The sequence below is a fragment of the Lysinibacillus sp. FN11 genome (assembly GCF_024628845.1).
Lineage (GTDB): Bacteria > Bacillota > Bacilli > Bacillales_A > Planococcaceae > Lysinibacillus > Lysinibacillus capsici.
In genome coordinates this window covers 763,638-784,407 of the sequence record NZ_CP102383.1, presented here as the reverse complement: position 1 = coordinate 784,407, position 20,770 = coordinate 763,638, and the positions used below count along the sequence as shown (strand labels likewise).

The following is a 20,770-nucleotide window of genomic DNA, read 5'->3' as shown; positions in this document are numbered from 1 at the left end:
ATTTCCCTTAAGGTTCATAAAAGATTAAAAGGTACTTCGTTCTAATGACAATTTCCTACATAAAATAGGCATACAATTGCTGCCAATCGAATAGAAACCTATATAGAGACCATTAGTCATGGGAAAAATAAAGTGGGGTGTGTAAGGATGCTTAAGGTAAATGATGCAAAAGAAATGGTACTTGAAATTGTGCAAGATGACCCATTGTATGTTGCACTGCAACATACACCTTTAGAGGAAAACCTCTATAATGATGGGTATTTAGCAGAGATCGATGAATCGAAACACTATACAATTGCAGAAGTCGCGGGCTGGTTTGATATTACAGACGCCATGCTTCGCTACTATTTAAAGCCGTTTGAACAGTATATTTTTGACAATGCTTCGCCCAATACAAATAGTAATATTCGTTTAAACCTACCTGCTATATTGAGATTGCGCATGATTTTATTATTGAAGGATGAGTATCGTGTCAGGGGGATTAAATTATTGCTAGGTATTGATGATAACGGACAGCTGCTGAAACACCAAATTACCGCAACGACCATGGATTCTGAGGATTTATCACATAAAATTGATTTGCTTGGAAACGTCCTACAGCAGATGATTCAAACAGGTCTTTTTCAGATTTTGCCGAATGAAGAGCAAGGGACGTTACAAGTTAACATTAATCAGGACTTTCTTGACAAAAACATTCAACGTTTTTCGACCGATTCTGCCCTTCAAGTGGAAGAAATTCAAAAAGAAACGTTGGAACTAAAGCAGGAAAATGAACATCTTCAAAAGCAAATTACCGAGCTGCAAGAAAATAGCGTGAAAGACATTGTACAAAAGATTAGAGAGCGTCATATAGAAAATGAAATCGTTTCTACATTACGAACAGAAGCATTACAGCAATATTCCCAAAATAATAAAGTCGGTTTTTTCACCAAATTTTTTAAGTCCGCACAAATTGAAATGGACAAAGAGCAATTCGTTCTAAGCTATATTTCAAAGCATTTAGAAGAACGTTTAGAAATTGCATTGAACGATTATTATGATAAGTAAACTAGAGCAATGGAGAGCATGAGTGAGACTATTAGAAATGGTCACAATCATGTTCTTTTTTATTTTTCCAAATCACATTGACCATAGTAGTCAATTTCTATATAATGGCATAAAATAGCATGGGAAGGAGTAAAAAATTGTATCAAGCTTTTATGAATTTAACCGAAGAAAAGCGCCAAGCAATTATTAATGCTGCCTTAAGGGAATTTTCACTCAATAACTATGCTACCGCTTCAACAAACAAAATTGTGAGCAATGCTAATATTTCAAAGGGCATTTTATATCACTATTTTGGTAGTAAAAAAAATTTATATCTTTTCTTATATGACTATACAACTACTATATTCTCCGAGGCACTTAATCGCCAAATTGATTTAGCAGAGCCTGATATTTTTAAGCGTTATGAACAGATCATGAAAATTAAAATTGATCTTATGAAGCAATATCATGCGCTGTTTGATTTTTTGAAAAAGGCCTATGCTGAAACAAGCTCTGAGGTACGAGATGAACTAAATCATTACAATGCCGCTTTTCAAAAAAATGCTTATGCAACTGCATTTGAAGGAATTGATACGAGTTTATTCCGAGAAAATTTGGAAATAAAAAAGGCAATTGATACCATTCAATGGGTAACAGATGGCATCAGTCATCGTTATGAGGAAAGATTAAAAGCGCATGCAGATAATCAAGAGCTCTTTAACGAATTAATTGAGCAATGCATGGAGGAGGCTAGTGAATATTTTCTATTTTTGAAAACATTATTGTATCAATAAAATGGGGTGTGTGTCGTGTCCATGATTGAAGTAAACCATTTAACTAAAAAGTTTGGCGATTTTTATAGTATACAAAATGTTCATCTACAAATCCCAAAGGGTGAAGTGTTCGGTTTTTTAGGACCAAATGGGGCAGGAAAATCCACAACCATTCGCCATTTAATGGGTTTTTTACAGCCAACTGAGGGCTCTTGTTTCATTAACGGTTTAAATTGTCGGGAAGCATCTGCAACCATTCAACAATTTGTTGGCTATTTACCTGGAGAAATTGCGTTTATTGATAAAATGACGGGTAAGCAATTTATTCACTTTATTGCTAAGTTAAGAGGTATGAATGATTACACGCATGCCGAGGAATTAATGCATTTCTTTGAATTAGATGCTTCTGGGCTCATAAAAAAAATGTCGAAAGGTATGAAGCAGAAGGTTGGCTTAGTTTGTGCCTTCATGCATCATCCCGAAATTGTCATTCTAGATGAACCTACTAGTGGTTTAGACCCGCTCATGCAAACAAAATTTATTGAATTCATTTTAGCTGAAAAGAACAAAGGAACAACCATTTTTATGTCCTCCCATATGATTGAAGAAGTAGAGAAAACTTGTGATCGTGTAGCGATTATTAATGCAGGTAAAATCGTGGCGACTGAAACCATTACAGATTTAAAGAAACGTAAATCTAAAAAATACATGCTTGAGTTTCAAGATGAGCAAGAGCTGACTCGCTTCCTTGATGAGGAATATGTACTTGAACGAATCTCTTCTACAAAAGTGATGATTACTATAATGGGAGACCTTCAAGCATTTCTCCATACGCTATCTAATTATAAAATTATAGACTTAGACGTTATTTCCCAATCACTTGAAGATATTTTTATGCATTATTACGAAAGTGGAGGTGCTCAATCATGAATTTTACCTTATTCAAGTATGAGTTATTAGCCTCTCTTAAACTATTCACCATTATTATAGGTGTACTAATGCTATATATTGTCAGTGTGATTTATATGTATAACCCAGAAATGACGGATATGCTAAAAAAATTAACAGAAACAATGCCTGAGATGATGGCAGCCTTTGGTATGACCAGCATTGGCGATACCTTGATAGAATTTCTCTCCACCTATTTATATGGATTTTTATTAATGATTCTTCCTATGGTATTTTCTATCATGTTAGCCAATAAGCTCATCATGGGCTATATTGATAATGGTTCGATGGCATATTTAATCGCTACACCGAATACACGTTTTAAAATTGTCTTTACACAAGCACTATTTTTGATCATTAGTCTTTTTACACTTCTTGCTGTTACTACGTTGGTCATGATTGTCTTTGCGGAAATATTATTCCCTAATGAGCTGGACATAACGGCTCTACTGCTGTTAAATTTCGGGCTATTTTTATTGCACTTTGCCATTAGTGGATTCTGCTTTCTTATGTCTTGCAGCAGCAAAGATTTAAGAACATCTTATGCCTATAGTGCTGGCATTCCCATTGTCTTTTATCTGATTGAGGCACTGAGCAATATGGGTGGTTCACTAGACAAATTACAATACATTACAATCTATTCATTGTTCGATTCCGTTCAATTAATCCAACAAAATAGCTCTTGCTGGTGGATGCTAGGTACACTTTTACTTATTGGTTTGCTTTGCTATAGTCTAGCCATTCGTTTTTTTGTAAAGCGAGATTTACATCTCTAATTTCTAATCGCTACAGTTCCAGTACTGTAGCGGTTTTCCATTAAATAGTACCTACTACATTTCCTAAAAAACGTATTAATCGAAAATGTAGAGCGACCATTTCTTCTACCGTTAAGTTCTCGTTCCCCTTGTCCAACCACTGCTGAATGACCCCTAAAATGGCGGATGCTATAAAGGCTTGTATATATTGCTGAAACTCGGGATCTTGTGCTTCCTTGCGTATAAGCGATAATCTGTCCAAAATATGACTCCCAAAGATCATTTTCACCTTTTGTGTAAAGCTAGGACTCCCCTGCTCTCCTAATAACATACGAAAAGCTGGTGCATGCTCTTTTATACACGTTATCACCTTGATAAATGGCTGATAGAGTTGCCCCATTTTTAGCGTTTGAAAAGCATCCAACGGCTGAACATGTTTGACATAGCGCTCCAACTCCATTAATAGCTCTTGCTGCAAGTCCTCCATCACATCATATTTATCTGAATAATGTAAGTAAAACGTGCCACGATTAATTTCAGCTACTAACGCTAAATTCTTTACAGTCACACGCTCAAAGCCTACCTCCTCTACTTGTTGTATAAAAGCATTTTTAATGGCTTGCTTCGTTTCAAAATTCATTTTTTCATGTACAGACACATAATTCCATCCATTTACTTAACACTTGCTGGCAAACTGTTGATTGTATTTGCTCACATGCTACCGTAAAATTTTTATCAAATCAACATTGTGTTCAGTGAAGGAGTGAGGACCATATGGGCAACCAGGCAATCTCTATTCAATCTCTCGAAAAACGATTTCAACATAAGCAAGTTATTGCTCCCCTATCTTTGGATGTTCCTAGAGGACAGTTAATGGGCTTACTCGGTCCGTCAGGCTGTGGGAAAACAACACTAATCAAAATGATTATGGGAATGCTGAAACCTGATGGTGGTACTATTCAAGTGTTAGATTTGAATGTTCCTCATAGACAATTATTAAATGACATTGGCTATATGGCACAATCAGATGCACTTTATACAGATTTAACTGGGGAAGAAAATCTACATTTTTTTGCAAAGCTTTATTCCTTAGCAAAGGCGGAACGAATAGAAAGAGTAGCCTATGCGGCAAGCCTCGTTCGTTTAACAGATGACTTACGACTAAAAGTGGAAAATTATTCGGGAGGAATGAAACGTCGATTATCTCTTGCTATTGCCCTTATTCAAAATCCTAAATTACTCATTTTGGATGAACCAACGGTGGGGATAGATCCTGTCTTAAAAAAGGAAATTTGGCAAGAACTTATTCGTTTAAAAGATCAAGAACAAAAAACCATTTTAGTGACGACACATGCGATGGATGAAGCGGAAAGATGTGATCAATTGGCCATGCTGAGAAGTGGGCATATTATTGCACAGGGTACCCCACAAGAGTTAAAAGATCATTATCAAGCAAAAGACTTTGATGAGGTGTTTGTAAAAGCTGGAGGTGACGTTCAATGAGAATAGGTGCTATCATCACAAGAATCATCCAACAAATGAAAAGAGATAGACGGACACTTGCTCTATTATTTTTAGCTCCACTTCTTGTCTTGTCCTTAATGTATTTTATTTTTAATAGTAACGAGGTTTCCGTCACACTTGTTGTCTCTAATGCGCCCGCCCCATTAATCGACAAATTAAAAGAGGCTGATCTTACCATTATCGTGGACAATGGTTTTTCAAAAAAACAGCTACAAGATAAAGAGTATAGTGGTTGGCTAGCTGTAGAGCAAAATACTAGTAAGTTAACTTTATTAAATGATGATCCTTCTCGTGCAAAGGCTTTAACGATGCAACTTGCTCAAATCTTACAGCCTACACAAGCCTCTATAGGTAGTATGAAAACGGACTATGTTTATGGAGATCAGGATACGGCTATTTTTGATATATTTAGTCCTATGCTCATTGGCTTCTTTGTTTTTTTCTTTGTTTTTTTAATTACTGGCATTGCCTTATTAAAGGAGCGTACTTCTGGAACATTGGAGCGTTTACTAGCGACACCGATTAAACGCTCAGAAATTGTAGCAGGCTATATGGTTGGCTATGGTTTATTTGCGTTCCTGCAAACAATTATTATCGTCCTGTTTGGTATTTATGTGCTCGATATTGTTCATGTAGGCTCCATCTGGCTTGTCCTACTCATCAATATGATGGTCGCTCTTGTATCGTTATCCTTAGGTGCGTTGCTATCTAGCTTTGCCGCTTCAGAATTTCAAATGATGCAATTTATTCCGCTTGTTATTGTTCCTCAAGTGTTCTTTTCGGGTATTTTCCCGCTGGATAGTATGGCGGAATGGCTTCAAAATATTGGGCGTATCATGCCTCTATACTATGCTGCGGACGCATTGAATGGTGTGATGTATAAAGGTTATTCACTTCCTGATATTATAGTGAATCTCAGCATTCTTACTTGTTTTGCCATTGTTTTCATTACATTAAATATTATCAGTTTAAAAAAATATCGTTCGTTGTAATCAATCCTTAAAAGTTCTGCTATTTGAAAGGCAGAGCTTTTTTATGTAATTGAAATAACTAAAAACAGGAAATATAACCAATTTAATTGAAGTGAATGGTCGATTTTCATTATAATTATTTTATGGAGAAGAATTATCCAAAAATAAAGGTGTGTGAAGATGACTACTATTTTGGAAGTACAAAACATCTGTAAACAATACAATGGGAAAAAAATTTTAGAGAATGTATCGTTTTCAATTGCGTCCAATCAAATCATTGCTCTAGTAGGGAAAAATGGTTCTGGAAAAAGCACTTTACTCAAAATTATTGCAGCATTCATTAAACCAGACAGTGGTTCTATTGTGAAGCTTAAAACATCATTAAAAGTTGGCTATGTACCAGAAATAACTCCTACTCATATTTTATTTACGCCTCAAGAATATCTTTATCACATGGGCTGTATACGAGGTATGGCTAAAAAGCAGCTTTTGCAGAAGATAGAAGAATTACTTGAGATGTTTCAACTAAAAGAGGAAAAAGATACAAGGATTGTCCATTTCTCTAAAGGGATGAAGCAAAAGGTGATGATTATGCAGGCGATGCTAGAAGAAACTGATCTACTGATAATGGATGAACCATTGTCAGGACTTGATGCCAAGGCACAAAATGATTTCGAACAAATCTTAGCTAGAGTAAGAAGCAAAGGACTCAGTATCCTCTTAACCTGTCATGAAACCAAATTACTCGAAAACCTTGTAGACTCCGTTTTACTTATTCAAGAGAATACGATCTTTCAGATAGAGGATTTCGATCGCAATCCAACGCATCGATTAATTTTTGAGATTGCTAGCCTATCATTACTCGATGAAATCATACCTTCGATAGAGATTCAACAACAACAACTTTTAGTGAATGGACATTATGAAATAGTGACGATTGTTCCAGCAAAGGATTCAGATCAAATTTTACTGAAATTATTACAACAAAATGCTTCAATTAAATATTTAGCTACTGTCCACTACAAAAAAGAACAATTCTCTTCTCATTTTTGAAAGGAGGAATCGAAAGAGATGAGCAGTTTAGTACGTTATCAATTGATAAATTATTTAAGAACCTATCAATACGTTCCACCTTTTACAATCTTCATTCTATGTCTTATCGTTAATTATACTTTTGTCCCTAATCCAATATTAGATAGTTATTCATTTACATCTCTTGTGCTCTTTTTTTTAATGGGCTGGTTTACTGTTACATTATTTCATGCTGAAGATGAAGGACAAAAAATGATTACTACCCTTCATACGAAAAAAACATTAGACTACAATTTAGGGATATTCATAATTTGTGGGCTGCTTGCCTTTAGCCTAAGCTGTGTTTCTGTCATCTATCCAATCCTAATAGAGGCATTTTTTGAGAAGCCTAAACTATTACATATTTTACTTGGTTTCTTGTCTCATTTTAGTTTATCGTTACTTGCCATTGCACTCACTGCTTTATTTACTAGGGAACTCGTGAAAAATAGAAGAAATACGTGGTGGGGTGTAATAGGCATCCTTATTATTTCTGTCGTTATCGCTACTTTAAAAGATTCTATTCTAACTGGACTTCTTTGGTTACTTCCTCCTCTTCATTTTTCATTAGAAATGATGAGTGTGGGCGATCAAATTGAAGTGATACCCAATGTTTTTTATTGGCAATACACATGGATTATAATTTATGCATTCCTTATCATTGTTTTGTTTTTTTTCCTAGTCAACCGAAGAAAATGATTTAGACATCTTACTAAGGAGAGATAGTATGTATGAGCAACAGGAACATCACAGTACTAATTGTTGAAGACGAAAATGATATAGCTAATATTATAAGGGACTACTTAAGTGTTCATCAGTTCGATTCTCATATTGTTCGAACAGGTCATGAAGCAATCCATTATTTGCAAGAATCTAAACCTGATTTCATTATCCTTGATCTTTCTCTACCAGATTGTGATGGCATTGAAATATGTCGTAAAATCCGTGAAAATAGCAATGTTGCCATTCTTATTTTAAGTGCTAGAGGAAGTGAGACAGATAAAGTACTGGGTTTAGGTTTTGGAGCAGATGATTATATGACAAAACCATTCTCTTTAAGTGAACTTGTCGCGAGAATAAACGCTCATTTACGAAGACAGGATAGATGGCTTCAGCATAATGGTGGTCAAATGGGAGTAGATGTCATTCACATAGATAATATGGTCATAAATAAACAGGAATATATTTTTTTACGTGATAGCAAGCCAATACCACTGTCAGCAAAAGAGTTTGAACTGCTATTTTTCCTAGCTAAAAATAGAAATCAAGTTTTCTCTAAAGGTCAGTTACTTGATGCCGTTTGGGGTTATGAGACCTATGGAGATGAAAATACAATTACGGTTTATATTAGAAGGCTTCGAGAAAAAATTGAAGTCAGCCCTTCTCATCCTGTTTATCTTCAAACAGTTTGGGGAGTCGGATATAAATTCAGTACAGCCAATCACTCATAGGAGAATCAAATGTACCTAAAAAATTGGATGAGTAAGTGGATATGGGCCCTATTAATCTGTGTTGTACTATTGTTTATCGTTGTCCTTTCACTATTCTTTGCAACAGAGCCTTCTCAAGAAGAATCACAAGATAAATATGTTATTAATCAAATTCGTTTATCAGTAAATCCATTATTATTGTACATAGAAGATCATTTTCCAAATTTAGCATTAGATTCGGCTATACGTAGCACGCTACAACAAATGAGTGATGACAAGAATATTGATATTACAGTAGTTCAACTAGATGGAACAGTAAGTTACACTTCAATTAAAAATGATGTTTCAACTATTCATATTAAACATGATATACATTATGATTTATTTACCTCACAACAAGAGCTTGGAAAGATTAATATAGCCTTTCCGATTATGAATGGAGAAAACAATGAACAAATAGGTAATGCTATTTTTTCCCTGAACAAAGACATTCTCTTTCCTTTAAAACAGACGAATTCCAGCTCAATTCTTTTATTAGTCTTTATTAGCTTCTTGAGTCTTTTGATTATTTGCCTTGCCCTATTCATAGTAAGGAAAGTTCATCAAGATATTTTAAAGCCTTTACATGAGCTGAAGGACAACACAGAGGAAATTGTAAAAGGAAATTACGAACAAATTACCATCCACTCGAAAATTGATGAGATTGGTGAATTGTATGCAGTATTTGATCAAATGCGATTAGAGATTAAACAGTTAGCCATCCAGCACAATGAACAAGAGCAAACTCAAAAGAAACTCATATCTAATATATCTCATGAAGTGAGAACTCCCTTAACCACCATCAAAGCATATTTAGACGCTATTTCAGAGGGGATTTGTCGAGATGAAGATTCGCTTATGGCCTATATTCAAATCATGCAGTCTAATACGGATAAGATGTCGAGGCTAGTTGATGATTTATTTATTCATACCTTAAAGGAGCTTGGTCATATCCCGATCCATTTAAAAGAACAATATAGCCAAGACGTTCTTACAAACATTTTGAAACCAATTCAATATTATGTCCAAACAACCAATATTCATTTTATAAGACCTACTAGGATTCCTAATGTCCTTATTCTAGTAGATGCGGATCGACTAGAGCAGGTGATCTCCAACCTTATTACCAATGCGTTAAAGCATTCTTCTCATGAAGATACCATCACCATTACTACCTATATCAAAAATCAATCACTCTATATCCAAGTAATAGATACTGGAAATGGGATGCTTCCCGAAGATATGCCTTTTATTTTTGAACGTTACTTTAGAGGTCGGCAACCTGGAAGTGAATCAGTCATTAAAAATGAAGGAGCAGGACTTGGCCTATCCATTTGTCAGCATATTATGGAAGCGCACCATGGGTCCATTTCATTTCATAGTAAACCTGATGAAGGCACTACCTTTACACTTATACTTCCAATCTCGTAAAAAGACTCCCGTTTTAGGAAGTCTTTTTTTCTTTCAACGTTCTTTTCTTATATGCTAAAAAGAAAGAAAGGGTAAGTATACTACCAAAAAATGAATCGATAATACGAACAACCCATACTCCATAATTTCTTAAAGGAATGCCGTTAATAAGCTGCCATAGACATACATATCCGAGCGTTAAAACAGCTAGTAAACTCCAAAAGATGATTTTTTTCCGTGAAGATATAGCTGGTGTTTTTTTATCTTTGCTTAAAGTTGCTCTGTAATATACATATCCAAAGATTAGCACAATTCCTAGCAATGTACTCCCGTGTTGTAGAAATTTATAAATCGGTATTTGATAGCCAAAGAAAGTATATGTTTGAGTAAGAACTCGGAGTTTTGTCACCATAAGCCCATTTTGATGTGTAAATGAATCCCATATGACATGTGTTAACATGCCCAGCAATGCAGAATAGCCAAAAACAAAGATTTTCCATATGTTATTTCCTGCAATTTGATGGCTTTCTGTATCTTGTAAAAACTGTGGTAAATGGCTCATGATTGGCTGTTGGATAAACCTTTGATAAATCCAGTAGATTAAAAGAACGAGCGGAAGATTGAATAAAAAGAACCCTGCAAAGGTATGACCAATCTCCCCTATCGGCCGACCTCTTAAAAAATATTCAAAATCTGGAGCCATACTTCCTAAAACCAATGCAGAAAAATGGATATATTTACTTTTTCGAGAAAAAGGTAAGACTGCCGCTGGATGAGCAAATGTTAAGGGCATATCTCTAACCTCCTTATTTATTACATCTATTAAATCGCATATTATAACGTTTACTATTAAGAAAGGTTACTCTTCTGTAAGAATTTATTAATAATTTCATAAGGGCTTACTAATAATTACATATTACACTAAAGAAAATGAGTCAAGGAGGCCTTATCATGGAAAAAGAGATACTGATTCGAGCCCAAAATTTATGTAAAACCTATTCAACAGGCAGCGAACAATTCCATGCTATTAAGAATATGAATGTGGACATTTATAAAGGGGATTTCACCGTTATTATGGGGAATTCTGGTTCTGGTAAATCAACGCTTCTTTATCTTTTAAGTGGGCTTGATGCCCTTACAGCAGGTGAAGTTTATTTTCAAGGAGAAAAACTTGATACCTTTTCTGAACGAAAGTTAGCTACCTTTCGTTCACAGAAGGTTGGCTATATCTATCAAAGTAGCAATCTCATTCCAGATATGACGCTACTAGAAAATATTGCTCTTCCTGGATACATTGCGAAAAAAAATAAAAAGGAAGTCATACAAAAAGCGGAGCAACTACTAAGTTTAATGGGACTTGAAAAGCAAAGAAATCGATTACCCTCTCAAACATCAGGTGGACAGCAACAAAGAGCTGCCATTGCTAGAGCATTGGTCAACAATCCTGAAGTGTTATTTGCAGATGAACCTACTGGCAGTTTAAATTTTGATCAAGGTGTAGCAGTATTAGATACCTTAACGAATTTAAATAGAAATGGGCAATCCATTGTCATGATTACACATGATATGAAGGCAGCTTGTCGTGCGAATCGCCTAATCATCATTCAGGATGGAAAGATAGATGGGATCTTAAACTTTGAAAAATATGATCATACCAACATACAAGAACGGGAACACATTATCTTTTCTTATGTTGCCGGGAAGGAGTAAAAAATGTACGCGATTATTACCCTTTGCTCTTCCTATATAAGAAAACGGAAAATACAAAATGGACTAATGGTTGTCCTTATTTTTCTATCAACACTTTTACTGGCGACTTCTGTCACTATACTGACCAATACAAACAATATTTTTGAAAAGGCCCATCATGATTCAAATGGTGCCCATCAAATTTTAACAATGGGTAACAATATTCATAACCCGATCGCTGTAAACGATTGGTGGCAGGGGCAACCAGGCGTGACTACCTCCAGTCTCATACCCTATAGAAATTTATCTAGATTTACGCTCAATGGGAAAGAAATATCCAATATCTATTTATTTATGATGAATACGCCAAATACACCGTTTATAATTGATCAATTACTATTTTCTGAGGGTGAAAAGCAACTCTCTCCTCCTGAGGGTACGATTTGGATTCCCACATCATTGGCATCAAGCGCTACCATTTCGCTCGGTGATGCAATTGAATTTCATACAGGTGAGAGCACGTTTAATTTAACAGTGTCAGGTATTGTGGTTGATATGCCATATGGAGGCCCTTTTACAACAAATGCCCGTATCTGGATGAACAATACTGACTATCAACAGCATTTAGCAACCATAACAGGTTCTGATCAGTACATGATGGCATTACGCTTTAATGACTATCAGCAAAACACCAATTATTGGGCTGATTTTGAAAAATATCTGCAGGGACCTTATCTTGAATCTAAAATGGAATATGAAGAAATGGCTTCTTTTTATTTGATTATTAATAAATTCATTGGCTTTATTATGATCGCCTTTGGTATAGCTATGCTTTTGGTTTCCTTGTTTGTTATTGGTTTTAGCATTTCCGATGCCATTTTAACGAATTACAGAACAATAGGTGTTATAAAATCATTGGGTCTTTCTTCTCGAGAGATAAGTATCACTTATGTATTGCAATTCGGATTGTTGTCTGCTGTCGCGATTATTCCTGGCATCATCATTAGTAAATTCCTTTCCAGAATAATTATAGAAAGCTCCTTATCCTATATGAAGGCAGGAAATCATTTAACCATACATCAAGATACTCTACTCAATATGGTGATTGCTCTCATCTTATTTGGCATTGTGCTACTCACTGCCTATTTCTACTCACACAAGGCTCGAAATGTAGAGCCTGTTCAAGCCATCAAATATGGGATGTCAGAAAGTGCAAATAGTAAAATGAATCGGCGCAGAAACAGCTCGAATAGATTATTTCGATTAAGTAGTCTACCGATTCAACTTCAAATTGGTCTTAAAAGTATCACCAAAAACATAAAAAGTTCTATCCTTGTCATTGCACTTACTTCCATTACATCTGCCATACTAGTCTTTAGTGTAGTCATATTAAATAGTTTTATTTCCATCAAGGAAACATCTCCTTCATGGGGATATGATGACTCACATTTAGTAGTAACAGTATCTAATAAAGAAACCTTCTCAAAACGACATTTTGAAGATTTTTTAAAGGCTGATGAACGGGTTAAGGATCATGCATGGCTTGATCAATTCACAGGCGTACTTCCTAATGACAGCCATCCTCCATTAAATATTAATGTCAATGTAATCGAGGGTAGTTTTGATGCTGCTGGCTATAAAACAATGTCTGGCCGTAATCCAATCAGTAAGAACGAAATCGCGATTGGACTCAATGTCGCTCGCGCTTTAAATAAAAATATAGGCGATATTGTAGAAGTTTATCTTGAGGGGAAACCGCATTTTCTTATTGTGACCGGAATCTATCAATCGATAGCGAACATGTCGAATTCAGCAAGAATTACAGCAGAGGTTATTAAAGTTTATAACACTACCTATACTACTTCAGAGGTAAGTATGATTAATCTTTTAGATGAAACAGTCGCTACGCCATTCGTTGAGGATTTAAATACGCACTTTAAAAGTTCTGTATCAGCTGTCACACAACAGCTATTATTAGATGCCGTCTTTAAAGAAGTCGTGGCCGATTTAGTCATTCCCCTTTCAATCGTTGGTATTTTATTTATCATCGTAACCTGCATTATTATTTTTAGTGTATCGCGAATTAATGTTAGAAAAGAAAGTAGCACGTATGGCATTTATAAATCCATTGGAATGAGCTCTACAAATATTAGATGGTCGATTACAATAGGTATTTTAATTCTATCCATAATAGGTGCATTAGCAGGAATCTTTATCGGGATAAAATTAATTCCTCTTGCACTTCAGTCGATTATTTTAGATTATGGCTTACTCGAACTACCGCTTGTTATCAACTGGCCAACAAGTATCGGTATAAGCTTTGTAAGTGTGATAGCTGCCATTTTGGGCGGCTGGATTTCGACCAAAGTAATTGCTAAAACGTCGCCTCGCATATTAATTGTTGAATAAATATTTTGGCCCCTACTAGTTTAGGGGCCTCTTCTTTAATCATTCCAAAAAATTCTCTTCAGATAGCACGATAATATTGTTTCTTCGCAGCAAAGCCGTAGTTACTCCTTCACCAGCTCGTTTTGTTCCGTTAAACTTACCATTATAAATCTTTGCACTGCCACAGGATGGACTATATTCCTTTAAAATGACATGAGTTGCTCCCACCTCAAGCGCTTTTTGTAAGGTTGCATAGGCTCCTTCAGATATAAATCTGTGACATCTTGTCCAGAACTTTCAACCACTGTTGCGTTGCCATCAAGTACATCTTGTCCATTGCCTCCCACAATTTCAGCGGGCTCACGGGGCGTTGAAAAGCCTCCCATCAGCTCTGGACAAACCGAACTGACCTAGAAAAGTGAGACAAATAAAAACACCTTTCGTTGAAAAACGGGTATAAGCATACCAAACAATCAACGGAGGTGTTTTTTCTATGGGAACAAGAGTAAGCTATCCAATAGAAATAAAAATGAAAGCAATTGAAATGAGATTAGCAGGAATCCCGGTCAAACAGGTATTAGAAGAATTAAAGATTAAAAATAAAACACAATTGAAAACATGGATGTGGTGGTATCGCAAGGGAGAAATACATCGATTACACCAACCTGTGGGGAAACAGTACGCTTATGGAAAAGGGCCTGAACATGCATCAGAAGAAGCTCGTTTACAAGCTGAAAATCGTTATTTAAAACAACAAATTGAAGTGCTAAAAAAGTACGAAGAATTGGAAAGGAAGTGGTTGGACAAGTACTTGTAGAGGCTGTTGAAGAATTGAAGGGACAGATGCCTATTCAGACAATTTGTGAATTCCTAGGGGTTTCACGCGCTACCTATTATCGTTGGAAAAAAGAACTGGGGAAAATCTCTAAAAAAGAGTTGCGTGATCAAGCAATCGGAAAAGTTTGTGCAGCCCATCAATTTCGTTATGGTTATCGCAAAATCGCTACGTTTTTCTCAGGTATTAGCGAAAAGACAATCCAACGTGTGATGCAAAAATATAATTGGTCATGTCGTGTAAAAGTGAAGAAACGAAAACGTACAGGGCAGCCCGCACAAATAGCTGATAATAAATTGGCTCGAGATTTTCACGCAGACCAGCCCTTACAGAAGCTCGTAACAGATATTACTTACTTGCCTTTTGGACAATCTGTGTTGTATCTTTCAAGCATTATGGATTTGTTTAACGGTGAAATTATTGCGTATACAATTGGTCCTGTTCAAGATACGAACTTTGTCTTAGATACGCTTCATCAACTCCACCATCTTCCAGAAAGGGTTACCTTGCATAGTGATCAAGGCTCTGTATATACATCGTATGACTATCAAAAAGCAGTAAAAGAAAAAGGAATTACCATGAGCATGTCTCGTAAAGGCACGCCCGCAGATAATTCCCCAATCGAAACGTTTCACTCCTCGCTAAAGTCAGAAACGTTCTACCTTGACGGCATACACAGCACAACGAATGCATGTGTAAAACAAATCGTCGAAGATTATATTACTTATTATAACAATATCCGTATTCAAACGAAACTAAACAACCAGTCGCCCGTTAAATACCGGCAACTGGCTGTTTAAAAGGTGTTTTCTTACTGTCTCAAAAACGACAGTCAGTGCCAACCGTGACAGCTTTATTTTCTAACACAAGCTTTTGTATTTTTTCATCTAGACTGTTTGTGCCATTATAACGAACATTTAAACCTGCTAAGCAAGCACTTATTAAAATCATCGTTTTCTCACTCCCTCTACTATCTTTATTCCACTATAACACGCGTGCTACAATAATTTTATGAGGACTAAGGGAGGAGATAAAATGCCTGATCCTATTTTGATTTTACCTTATACAGATGAATGGGCAAAGGAATTTCATAGCATAGGCTGTCAATTGAGGGAGGCCTTAGGAAACATAGCGCTGAGAATTGATCATATTGGCTCAACCGCTGTAACCGGCTTAGCAGCAAAACCTGTAATTGATATACAAATATCCGTCGCATCGTTTACACCATTGGCAGCATTTAAAGCTCCATTAGAATCTCTAGGTTTTAGCTATCGAGTAGAAAATCCAGACAAGTCTAAACGCTATTTTCGAGAGGCTTCAGGAGATAAACGAGTACATATTCATGTTCGACAAGCTGGGAGTTGGGCAGAGCAGCTAGCCTTATTATTTCGAGATTTTTTGCGCTGTCATCCAGATTACTGTCATCGCTATGAGCAGGTAAAATATTAATTGGCTAAGAAATACAAACTTAATCGTCAACACTATACAAAATCTAAAGAATCGATTATATGGGAAATTTTAAAACAAGCAAATCATTGGAGTCAGCAGACTGGCTGGTCTCCTGCCAATTCAGATAACTAAAAAAGGAGGAACAAAATTGGCTGAATTTACAATTTGTTTTCTGAAGAAGGGTGATGATATCCTTTTACTAAATAGAGACAAGCCACAATGGATGGGAGCATGGAATGGTGTAGGTGGCAAAATTGAACAGAATGAAACACCATTAGCTGGTGCCTTACGAGAAATTAAAGAAGAAACAGGCATTACGGTTGAGGATATTACCTATAAGGGTAAAATAACCTGGACAGATGGCGTTGTTAATTATGGCTGTATGTATGCATTTATAGCGGAACTACCTGAATCTTTTCCATATGTAACACCGATAAAGGTTGCTGAGGGCATTCTTGATTGGAAGGAGCTTACTTGGATTTTCCACCCTGAAAATGTAGGGATTGCGGACTTAAAATATTATTTACCTACGATGCTCAATGAAACAACTAACTATGATTATATTTTTACCTATCAAGACAAGAAATTAGTCAATATCTCTTCAGCATCAATTGAACAAACATCTACTGTCTAATAAAAAATAAGCCTCGTCCATGCAATAGGTGCATAACGAGGCTTGATTTTAGAATCTCGGTTGTGCAAAGCGCATTCTGCACATCGACCAATTTAAGCTTGTATTTTGGATTTCATCATGTATTTCCCATAAGCTATCTACGATTCGCAATTCAACATTCCGTTCTCTTAATGCTTTCGTTATATCGTTGATCTCAGAGACATTGAAGGGCATTTGTGTTATTTCACTCGTATAATAGCCTGCAATATCATCCTGTAAAGTGAATCCATTACTATCAAACTCATATAGGTAAAGACTTGTAGTCTTCAATACTTCCAACCACTTGTTTTCTATAACTACTACATGTGAAGCTTGAGGTAGATAGTGCTGCCTGTCCTGCTCTGTTGTTTGGTCTCCTGCATGAAAGCAGACACGCGGACAATCTCTTGGCGTTAAATAGTTTGGCAAGCATCTTTCGCTGATTGCCCATACTAGCCCTTTTGTGGCATCTAAATCTGGTCGCTCAGGCAGTCGAGGATGAAAAATCATAATAGTAGGGTCTTCACTGACATGAAATAAACGCATGGCTATTTCTCCTTTATTTCCTTAATTTAAAAACAATAAAATCTGCACAATGCAAATCTTCCACAAATTGAGGATACTTCTCTAGCATGTCTTGTGATGGCTTGGGCTCTACAATAGCCTCAATAGTAAATCCAGCTTGCCTAATTGCTTGCACATAGCTTGTTAATGTTCGATGGTATAGAACGATCGGTGGGTCAGCATCTAGCTGGTGATACTCCCCTTCATAAAAATAACGTTGGACTTTCCAATACTGTTGATCTAGCTGCTCATGTCTTATCCATCCACTATTTGGTGTCACAAAGCATGGGTGTAAAATTGAAAAAATAAAAGTGCAATTAGGTTTTAATAATCGATACATCTCACATAGAGCACCCTGATAATCCTCTAAATCTTGGAGAACCATATTTGAAACAATACCATCAAATTGTTCATCTGCTAAAAATGATAGATTTTCACAATTCCCGTGTAAAAATTGAATAGCTTCCTGCTGTGGTGTTCTTTCCATGGCAATATCTAGCATTTTTTGCGAAAAATCAACAGCTGTTACTCTTGCACCCTTCTTTCCCAGCAATCTGCTTAAATAGCCTTCTCCACATCCTGCATCTAATAGATGCTTTCCATCTACCTCTCCTAGCAAAGAAAAGATAGTGGGATTTAACAGTACGACACGATGTATGTCACCCTGCTCATCGTAGTTAGCTGTATACCTTTCCGCATATCGATTCCAGCGTTGAATGGCTTGTTCTGTGTTCATATAAAGTCCCCATTTCAAAGTAAAATCGTAACGTTACGTTCTTTGTGCACTTGTCTATTTTTCCATATAAAGAAAAAAATATATAGACTTTTATTTTATTTTTTAATATCATGTAGATAGAGGCACGGCTTCTTTAAGTAAATGATAAAGCCAGAAATCCAAATAGGATTTCTGGCTTTTATGCGTTATATAGAAATTGTATGTTCAGCAACAGCTTCTTTTTTTACAGTTAGCCATCTACCAATTACCATAACGAGCAATGCAAGAAACACAATGACACCAGCAAATACAAGTGCTGCTTTATAGCTACTATAAACTTCAACCAGTTTTCCTGCGATGATCGGTCCAATAATTTGTCCAAAAGCATAAAAGGTTGTTAATAAGGAAACAACCAATCCGCTCTTTGTCGGGAAAAGCTGTCTTGCATAGGAAGTAGTTAGCGTGACAATTCCTACAAAGGTTAGACCGAATAAAAACGATGCTAGTAAAACGCTCCATACCGTTTGCGCAAAAACAGGTAGCAGGATACCAACCACCTGCAGTATGTACGCCACAAACAAAATTTTTATAGCTGAAAACTTCTCTAATAAGACCGTCCAAACAGGAGCAGATGGAATAGCCGCTAGCCCCACAATGACCCAGCTATAGGAAGAGTAAGCTTGAAGAGAAGGAATATTATGAATAATATCGACTAAAAAAGTACCTGTAATAATATAGCCTAACCCCTCTAAGCCATAGGATAAAATCAGCCATGGCATAAAACCCTTTGTCATTTTTGTATCAAGAGATTTCGTAACTTTTGTGCTGTCCTGCACCACTAAACTTCTCCATAAATAAGAGGTGATAAATAAAAAAATCGCTGATAAAATTCCTAAGCCCAACCATGCACCCTGCCAAGCAAATCTTGCTTCTATAGCAGGTACACATAAACCTGAAATAGCAATCCCTAAGCCTATGCCACTAAATACATAGCCAGACCATCGTGATAATGAATGCTTCGCCAAGTAATCCATAATAATACTCGATGTTAACACAAAAATAAGGCCCCCTGTAATGCCAGCAATTAAACGCAGAACTAGCCAGACACTATACACTTCTATTAAGCCCATTAATATAACAGATAGGACATTGGTAACAACACTTGCCATTAAAACATTTTTACGTTGACGATAAATGAACCCTGCCCATAATGCGCCAATGAAATAACCAATATAATTGCTTGAAGCTAAAAACCCAGCCACTTCCAATGAAAATCCTACATCATGACGCATAAAGGGTAGAATCGGTGTGAAGGCAAATCGACTAATCCCCATTGCAACAACCAATAATAAAATTCCTCCAAAGACAATCCCTATATGTTGTCGATTCATGATGAACCCCCTCCCATATTATTCTACTGTAATTAAAAGGATACAGAGCGCAAATTAATAAATCTAATATATAATGTATATAAAAGCATAAAAAAAATTTATGAAAGGTGTAACGACATGAATTTACATGCTCTACGTTTATTTACAAAGGTGGCTGAACACAATAGTGTTTCCAAAGCGGCACAGACACTTATGATTAGTCAGCCTGCTGTAACCATTCAAATTCGAAATTTAGAGAAAGAACTAGGTTTGACATTGTTAGAAGCCAAAGGTAGGGGCATTTCGCTAACACAAAATGGTACTTTTTTATACAAACAAGCACAGCGCTTATTTGATCTAGAAACTGATATTGAAAATAAAGTTGAACAGCTTAAAAATACAGGCAATGAAGAATTGCAAATTGCCTCGACACATGTTCCCTCCCATTTTTTACTACCTAAGTGGTTAGCTCAATTTAAACAAGTTTATCCAGCCACACATATTCATTTAAAGACCGCCAATTCCCAGCAAGTGATTGAGGATTTACTTCATTATAAAGCTGATTTAGCTTTTATCGTCAAAGAAGATGGACATCATGCTGATATTAATTATCAATTTCTAATGAATTTGGATTATTGGTTTATTGTGCCGTACAATCATCATCTGGCAGGTCAAACAGTATCCCTTGCAGAACTTATGCAGCAGCCCTTCGTCACAAGGGAGGATGGTAGTTCCACAAAAGAATACTTAAATGCCCTATGTAAAGTGCATAAAATTCCTCCACCGAAAGTAGGTTTACAACTAGACGGGATTAATGAATCCATACATGCCATTGCAGCAGGTTTTGGTACGATGCTAGCACCATCCATAGCAGCTTCTAGCTTTATACTACAGCAGCAAGTTGCCCGCGTTTTTATTAAGGACATTGATATCCAACGACCGATCTACCTTTGTACAAGAAAAAATGAATTGCATCACTCCACATCCTTTAATAACTTTCTTCACATCATCAATGAATCCATCATGTAGTAAGAAGGCACTCTCAAAAAGGTGCCTTCTTTTGTTATCCATCAACACTTGTCAAAGCTGTAAAAATGTAGTTAAAAAGGTGCATGTATTTCTTTAGTCACCATACTAATATTCGTTTTTTTGTAGACTTAA

Annotated in this window: 21 protein-coding genes and 2 pseudogenes; 16 read left to right on the top strand and 7 right to left on the bottom strand. The window is 36.2% G+C overall.

Annotated features, from left to right (window positions below; genetic code table 11):
* Nucleotides 1-147: 147 nt before the first annotated feature.
* From NP781_RS03725 to NP781_RS03710, 4 genes are all read left to right on the top strand, one after another.
* Entirely contained in the window at nucleotides 148-1,047 is a 900-nt protein-coding gene (locus tag NP781_RS03725; protein WP_257521399.1) for a hypothetical protein, read from the top strand.
* Nucleotides 1,048-1,184: 137 nt separating this feature from the next.
* Nucleotides 1,185-1,820: a TetR/AcrR family transcriptional regulator gene (locus NP781_RS03720; RefSeq protein WP_221680522.1), complete on the top strand. Its 636-nt coding sequence runs from the start codon at nucleotides 1,185-1,187 to the stop codon at nucleotides 1,818-1,820.
* Nucleotides 1,821-1,841: 21 nt separating this feature from the next.
* Nucleotides 1,842-2,729, top strand: coding sequence for an ABC transporter ATP-binding protein (locus NP781_RS03715; protein WP_255601033.1), 888 nt, complete (start codon nucleotides 1,842-1,844; stop codon nucleotides 2,727-2,729).
* Complete coding sequence (locus tag NP781_RS03710) at nucleotides 2,726-3,523, top strand: ABC transporter permease subunit (protein WP_257521398.1); 798 nt, start codon at nucleotides 2,726-2,728, stop codon at nucleotides 3,521-3,523. Before NP781_RS03715 ends, NP781_RS03710 begins: the two co-directional genes overlap by 4 nt.
* A gap of 40 nt (nucleotides 3,524-3,563) precedes the next feature.
* Here NP781_RS03710 and NP781_RS03705 read toward each other — a convergent pair whose 3' ends face one another.
* Entirely contained in the window at nucleotides 3,564-4,160 is a 597-nt protein-coding gene (locus tag NP781_RS03705) for a TetR/AcrR family transcriptional regulator (RefSeq protein ID WP_221680519.1), read from the bottom strand.
* Nucleotides 4,161-4,276: 116 nt separating this feature from the next.
* On the opposite strand from NP781_RS03705, the gene NP781_RS03700 reads away from it, so the two are divergent.
* The 6 genes from NP781_RS03700 to NP781_RS03675 all read left to right on the top strand — a co-directional run bounded on the left by NP781_RS03700 (nucleotide 4,277) and on the right by NP781_RS03675 (nucleotide 9,968).
* A complete protein-coding gene (locus NP781_RS03700; RefSeq protein WP_221680518.1) occupies nucleotides 4,277-5,005 on the top strand; it encodes an ABC transporter ATP-binding protein in 729 nt (242 codons plus the stop codon).
* The gene (locus NP781_RS03695; RefSeq protein ID WP_221680517.1) at nucleotides 5,002-6,018 is read left to right on the top strand and encodes an ABC transporter permease; all 1,017 of its coding nucleotides are present in this window, start codon (nucleotides 5,002-5,004) and stop codon (nucleotides 6,016-6,018) included. Before NP781_RS03700 ends, NP781_RS03695 begins: the two co-directional genes overlap by 4 nt.
* Before the next feature lie 159 nt (nucleotides 6,019-6,177).
* Nucleotides 6,178-7,050 carry an ABC transporter ATP-binding protein gene (locus NP781_RS03690; RefSeq protein ID WP_257521397.1) on the top strand — a complete coding sequence of 291 codons (873 nt, stop codon included), beginning with the start codon at nucleotides 6,178-6,180 and terminating at the stop codon, nucleotides 7,048-7,050.
* Nucleotides 7,051-7,068: 18 nt separating this feature from the next.
* Nucleotides 7,069-7,767 (top strand): ABC transporter permease, encoded by a 699-nt coding sequence (locus tag NP781_RS03685; protein ID WP_221680515.1) that lies wholly within the window; start codon nucleotides 7,069-7,071, stop codon nucleotides 7,765-7,767.
* A 32-nt stretch (nucleotides 7,768-7,799) separates the two neighbouring features.
* The gene (locus tag NP781_RS03680; protein ID WP_257521396.1) at nucleotides 7,800-8,519 is read left to right on the top strand and encodes a response regulator transcription factor; all 720 of its coding nucleotides are present in this window, start codon (nucleotides 7,800-7,802) and stop codon (nucleotides 8,517-8,519) included.
* Nucleotides 8,520-8,528: 9 nt separating this feature from the next.
* Entirely contained in the window at nucleotides 8,529-9,968 is a 1,440-nt protein-coding gene (locus tag NP781_RS03675; protein ID WP_257521395.1) for a sensor histidine kinase, read from the top strand.
* A 13-nt stretch (nucleotides 9,969-9,981) separates the two neighbouring features.
* Here NP781_RS03675 and NP781_RS03670 read toward each other — a convergent pair whose 3' ends face one another.
* Entirely contained in the window at nucleotides 9,982-10,740 is a 759-nt protein-coding gene (locus tag NP781_RS03670) for a DUF4184 family protein (RefSeq protein WP_257521394.1), read from the bottom strand.
* Nucleotides 10,741-10,898: 158 nt separating this feature from the next.
* Here NP781_RS03670 and NP781_RS03665 point away from each other — a divergent pair, with 158 nt between their 5' ends.
* Together NP781_RS03665 and NP781_RS03660 are read left to right on the top strand one after the other, a co-directional pair.
* On the top strand, nucleotides 10,899-11,657 hold the full coding sequence (locus tag NP781_RS03665) for an ABC transporter ATP-binding protein (RefSeq protein ID WP_221680511.1): 759 nt from the start codon (nucleotides 10,899-10,901) through the stop codon (nucleotides 11,655-11,657).
* Between the two features lie 3 nt (nucleotides 11,658-11,660).
* Nucleotides 11,661-14,045, top strand: coding sequence for an ABC transporter permease (locus NP781_RS03660; RefSeq protein WP_257521393.1), 2,385 nt, complete (start codon nucleotides 11,661-11,663; stop codon nucleotides 14,043-14,045).
* 39 nt (nucleotides 14,046-14,084) lie between these two features.
* Here the strand turns inward: NP781_RS03660 and NP781_RS03655 are convergent.
* A pseudogene (locus NP781_RS03655) lies at nucleotides 14,085-14,428 on the bottom strand (DUF523 domain-containing protein); the annotation flags it as partial.
* 89 nt (nucleotides 14,429-14,517) lie between these two features.
* On the opposite strand from NP781_RS03655, the gene NP781_RS03650 reads away from it, so the two are divergent.
* Nucleotides 14,518-15,659 (top strand): IS3 family transposase gene (locus tag NP781_RS03650; protein ID WP_257521392.1). Its coding sequence is split into 2 segments (ribosomal slippage): nucleotides 14,518-14,791 and nucleotides 14,791-15,659, totalling 1,143 coding nucleotides; the frame shifts between segments, so codons are not numbered across the junction.
* 40 nt (nucleotides 15,660-15,699) lie between these two features.
* On the opposite strand, the pseudogene NP781_RS03645 reads toward NP781_RS03650, so the two are convergent.
* Nucleotides 15,700-15,810, bottom strand: a pseudogene (locus NP781_RS03645) (DUF523 domain-containing protein); the annotation flags it as partial.
* A gap of 84 nt (nucleotides 15,811-15,894) precedes the next feature.
* Between NP781_RS03645 and NP781_RS03640 the strand changes: the two are divergent.
* Nucleotides 15,895-16,308, top strand: coding sequence for a GrpB family protein (locus NP781_RS03640; protein WP_257521391.1), 414 nt, complete (start codon nucleotides 15,895-15,897; stop codon nucleotides 16,306-16,308).
* A gap of 148 nt (nucleotides 16,309-16,456) precedes the next feature.
* Nucleotides 16,457-16,942 (top strand): NUDIX hydrolase, encoded by a 486-nt coding sequence (locus tag NP781_RS03635; RefSeq protein ID WP_257521390.1) that lies wholly within the window; start codon nucleotides 16,457-16,459, stop codon nucleotides 16,940-16,942.
* 48 nt (nucleotides 16,943-16,990) lie between these two features.
* On the opposite strand, the gene NP781_RS03630 is transcribed toward NP781_RS03635, so the two are convergent.
* The 3 genes from NP781_RS03630 to NP781_RS03620 all read right to left on the bottom strand — a co-directional run bounded on the left by NP781_RS03630 (nucleotide 16,991) and on the right by NP781_RS03620 (nucleotide 19,630).
* On the bottom strand, nucleotides 16,991-17,506 hold the full coding sequence (locus NP781_RS03630) for a DUF6886 family protein (RefSeq protein WP_257521389.1): 516 nt from the start codon (nucleotides 17,504-17,506) through the stop codon (nucleotides 16,991-16,993).
* Between the two features lie 13 nt (nucleotides 17,507-17,519).
* Entirely contained in the window at nucleotides 17,520-18,260 is a 741-nt protein-coding gene (locus tag NP781_RS03625) for a class I SAM-dependent methyltransferase (RefSeq protein ID WP_257521388.1), read from the bottom strand.
* Between the two features lie 185 nt (nucleotides 18,261-18,445).
* On the bottom strand, nucleotides 18,446-19,630 hold the full coding sequence (locus NP781_RS03620; protein ID WP_257521387.1) for a YbfB/YjiJ family MFS transporter: 1,185 nt from the start codon (nucleotides 19,628-19,630) through the stop codon (nucleotides 18,446-18,448).
* A gap of 117 nt (nucleotides 19,631-19,747) precedes the next feature.
* On the opposite strand from NP781_RS03620, the gene NP781_RS03615 reads away from it, so the two are divergent.
* The gene (locus NP781_RS03615) at nucleotides 19,748-20,638 is read left to right on the top strand and encodes a LysR family transcriptional regulator (protein WP_221680503.1); all 891 of its coding nucleotides are present in this window, start codon (nucleotides 19,748-19,750) and stop codon (nucleotides 20,636-20,638) included.
* The last annotated feature ends 132 nt before the right edge of the window (nucleotides 20,639-20,770 follow it).

Coding starts and splice junctions, on each gene's coding strand:
- NP781_RS03725 (WP_257521399.1), top strand. CDS start 148: ATGCTTAAGGTAAATGATGCAAAAGAAATGGTACTTGAAATTGTGCAA.
- NP781_RS03715 (WP_255601033.1), top strand. CDS start 1,842: ATGATTGAAGTAAACCATTTAACTAAAAAGTTTGGCGATTTTTATAGT.
- NP781_RS03710 (WP_257521398.1), top strand. CDS start 2,726: ATGAATTTTACCTTATTCAAGTATGAGTTATTAGCCTCTCTTAAACTA.
- NP781_RS03700 (WP_221680518.1), top strand. CDS start 4,277: ATGGGCAACCAGGCAATCTCTATTCAATCTCTCGAAAAACGATTTCAA.
- NP781_RS03695 (WP_221680517.1), top strand. CDS start 5,002: ATGAGAATAGGTGCTATCATCACAAGAATCATCCAACAAATGAAAAGA.
- NP781_RS03690 (WP_257521397.1), top strand. CDS start 6,178: ATGACTACTATTTTGGAAGTACAAAACATCTGTAAACAATACAATGGG.
- NP781_RS03685 (WP_221680515.1), top strand. CDS start 7,069: ATGAGCAGTTTAGTACGTTATCAATTGATAAATTATTTAAGAACCTAT.
- NP781_RS03680 (WP_257521396.1), top strand. CDS start 7,800: ATGAGCAACAGGAACATCACAGTACTAATTGTTGAAGACGAAAATGAT.
- NP781_RS03675 (WP_257521395.1), top strand. CDS start 8,529: ATGTACCTAAAAAATTGGATGAGTAAGTGGATATGGGCCCTATTAATC.
- NP781_RS03670 (WP_257521394.1), bottom strand. CDS start 10,740: ATGCCCTTAACATTTGCTCATCCAGCGGCAGTCTTACCTTTTTCTCGA.
- NP781_RS03665 (WP_221680511.1), top strand. CDS start 10,899: ATGGAAAAAGAGATACTGATTCGAGCCCAAAATTTATGTAAAACCTAT.
- NP781_RS03660 (WP_257521393.1), top strand. CDS start 11,661: ATGTACGCGATTATTACCCTTTGCTCTTCCTATATAAGAAAACGGAAA.
- NP781_RS03640 (WP_257521391.1), top strand. CDS start 15,895: ATGCCTGATCCTATTTTGATTTTACCTTATACAGATGAATGGGCAAAG.
- NP781_RS03630 (WP_257521389.1), bottom strand. CDS start 17,506: ATGCGTTTATTTCATGTCAGTGAAGACCCTACTATTATGATTTTTCAT.
- NP781_RS03625 (WP_257521388.1), bottom strand. CDS start 18,260: ATGAACACAGAACAAGCCATTCAACGCTGGAATCGATATGCGGAAAGG.
- NP781_RS03620 (WP_257521387.1), bottom strand. CDS start 19,630: ATGAATCGACAACATATAGGGATTGTCTTTGGAGGAATTTTATTATTG.
- NP781_RS03615 (WP_221680503.1), top strand. CDS start 19,748: ATGAATTTACATGCTCTACGTTTATTTACAAAGGTGGCTGAACACAAT.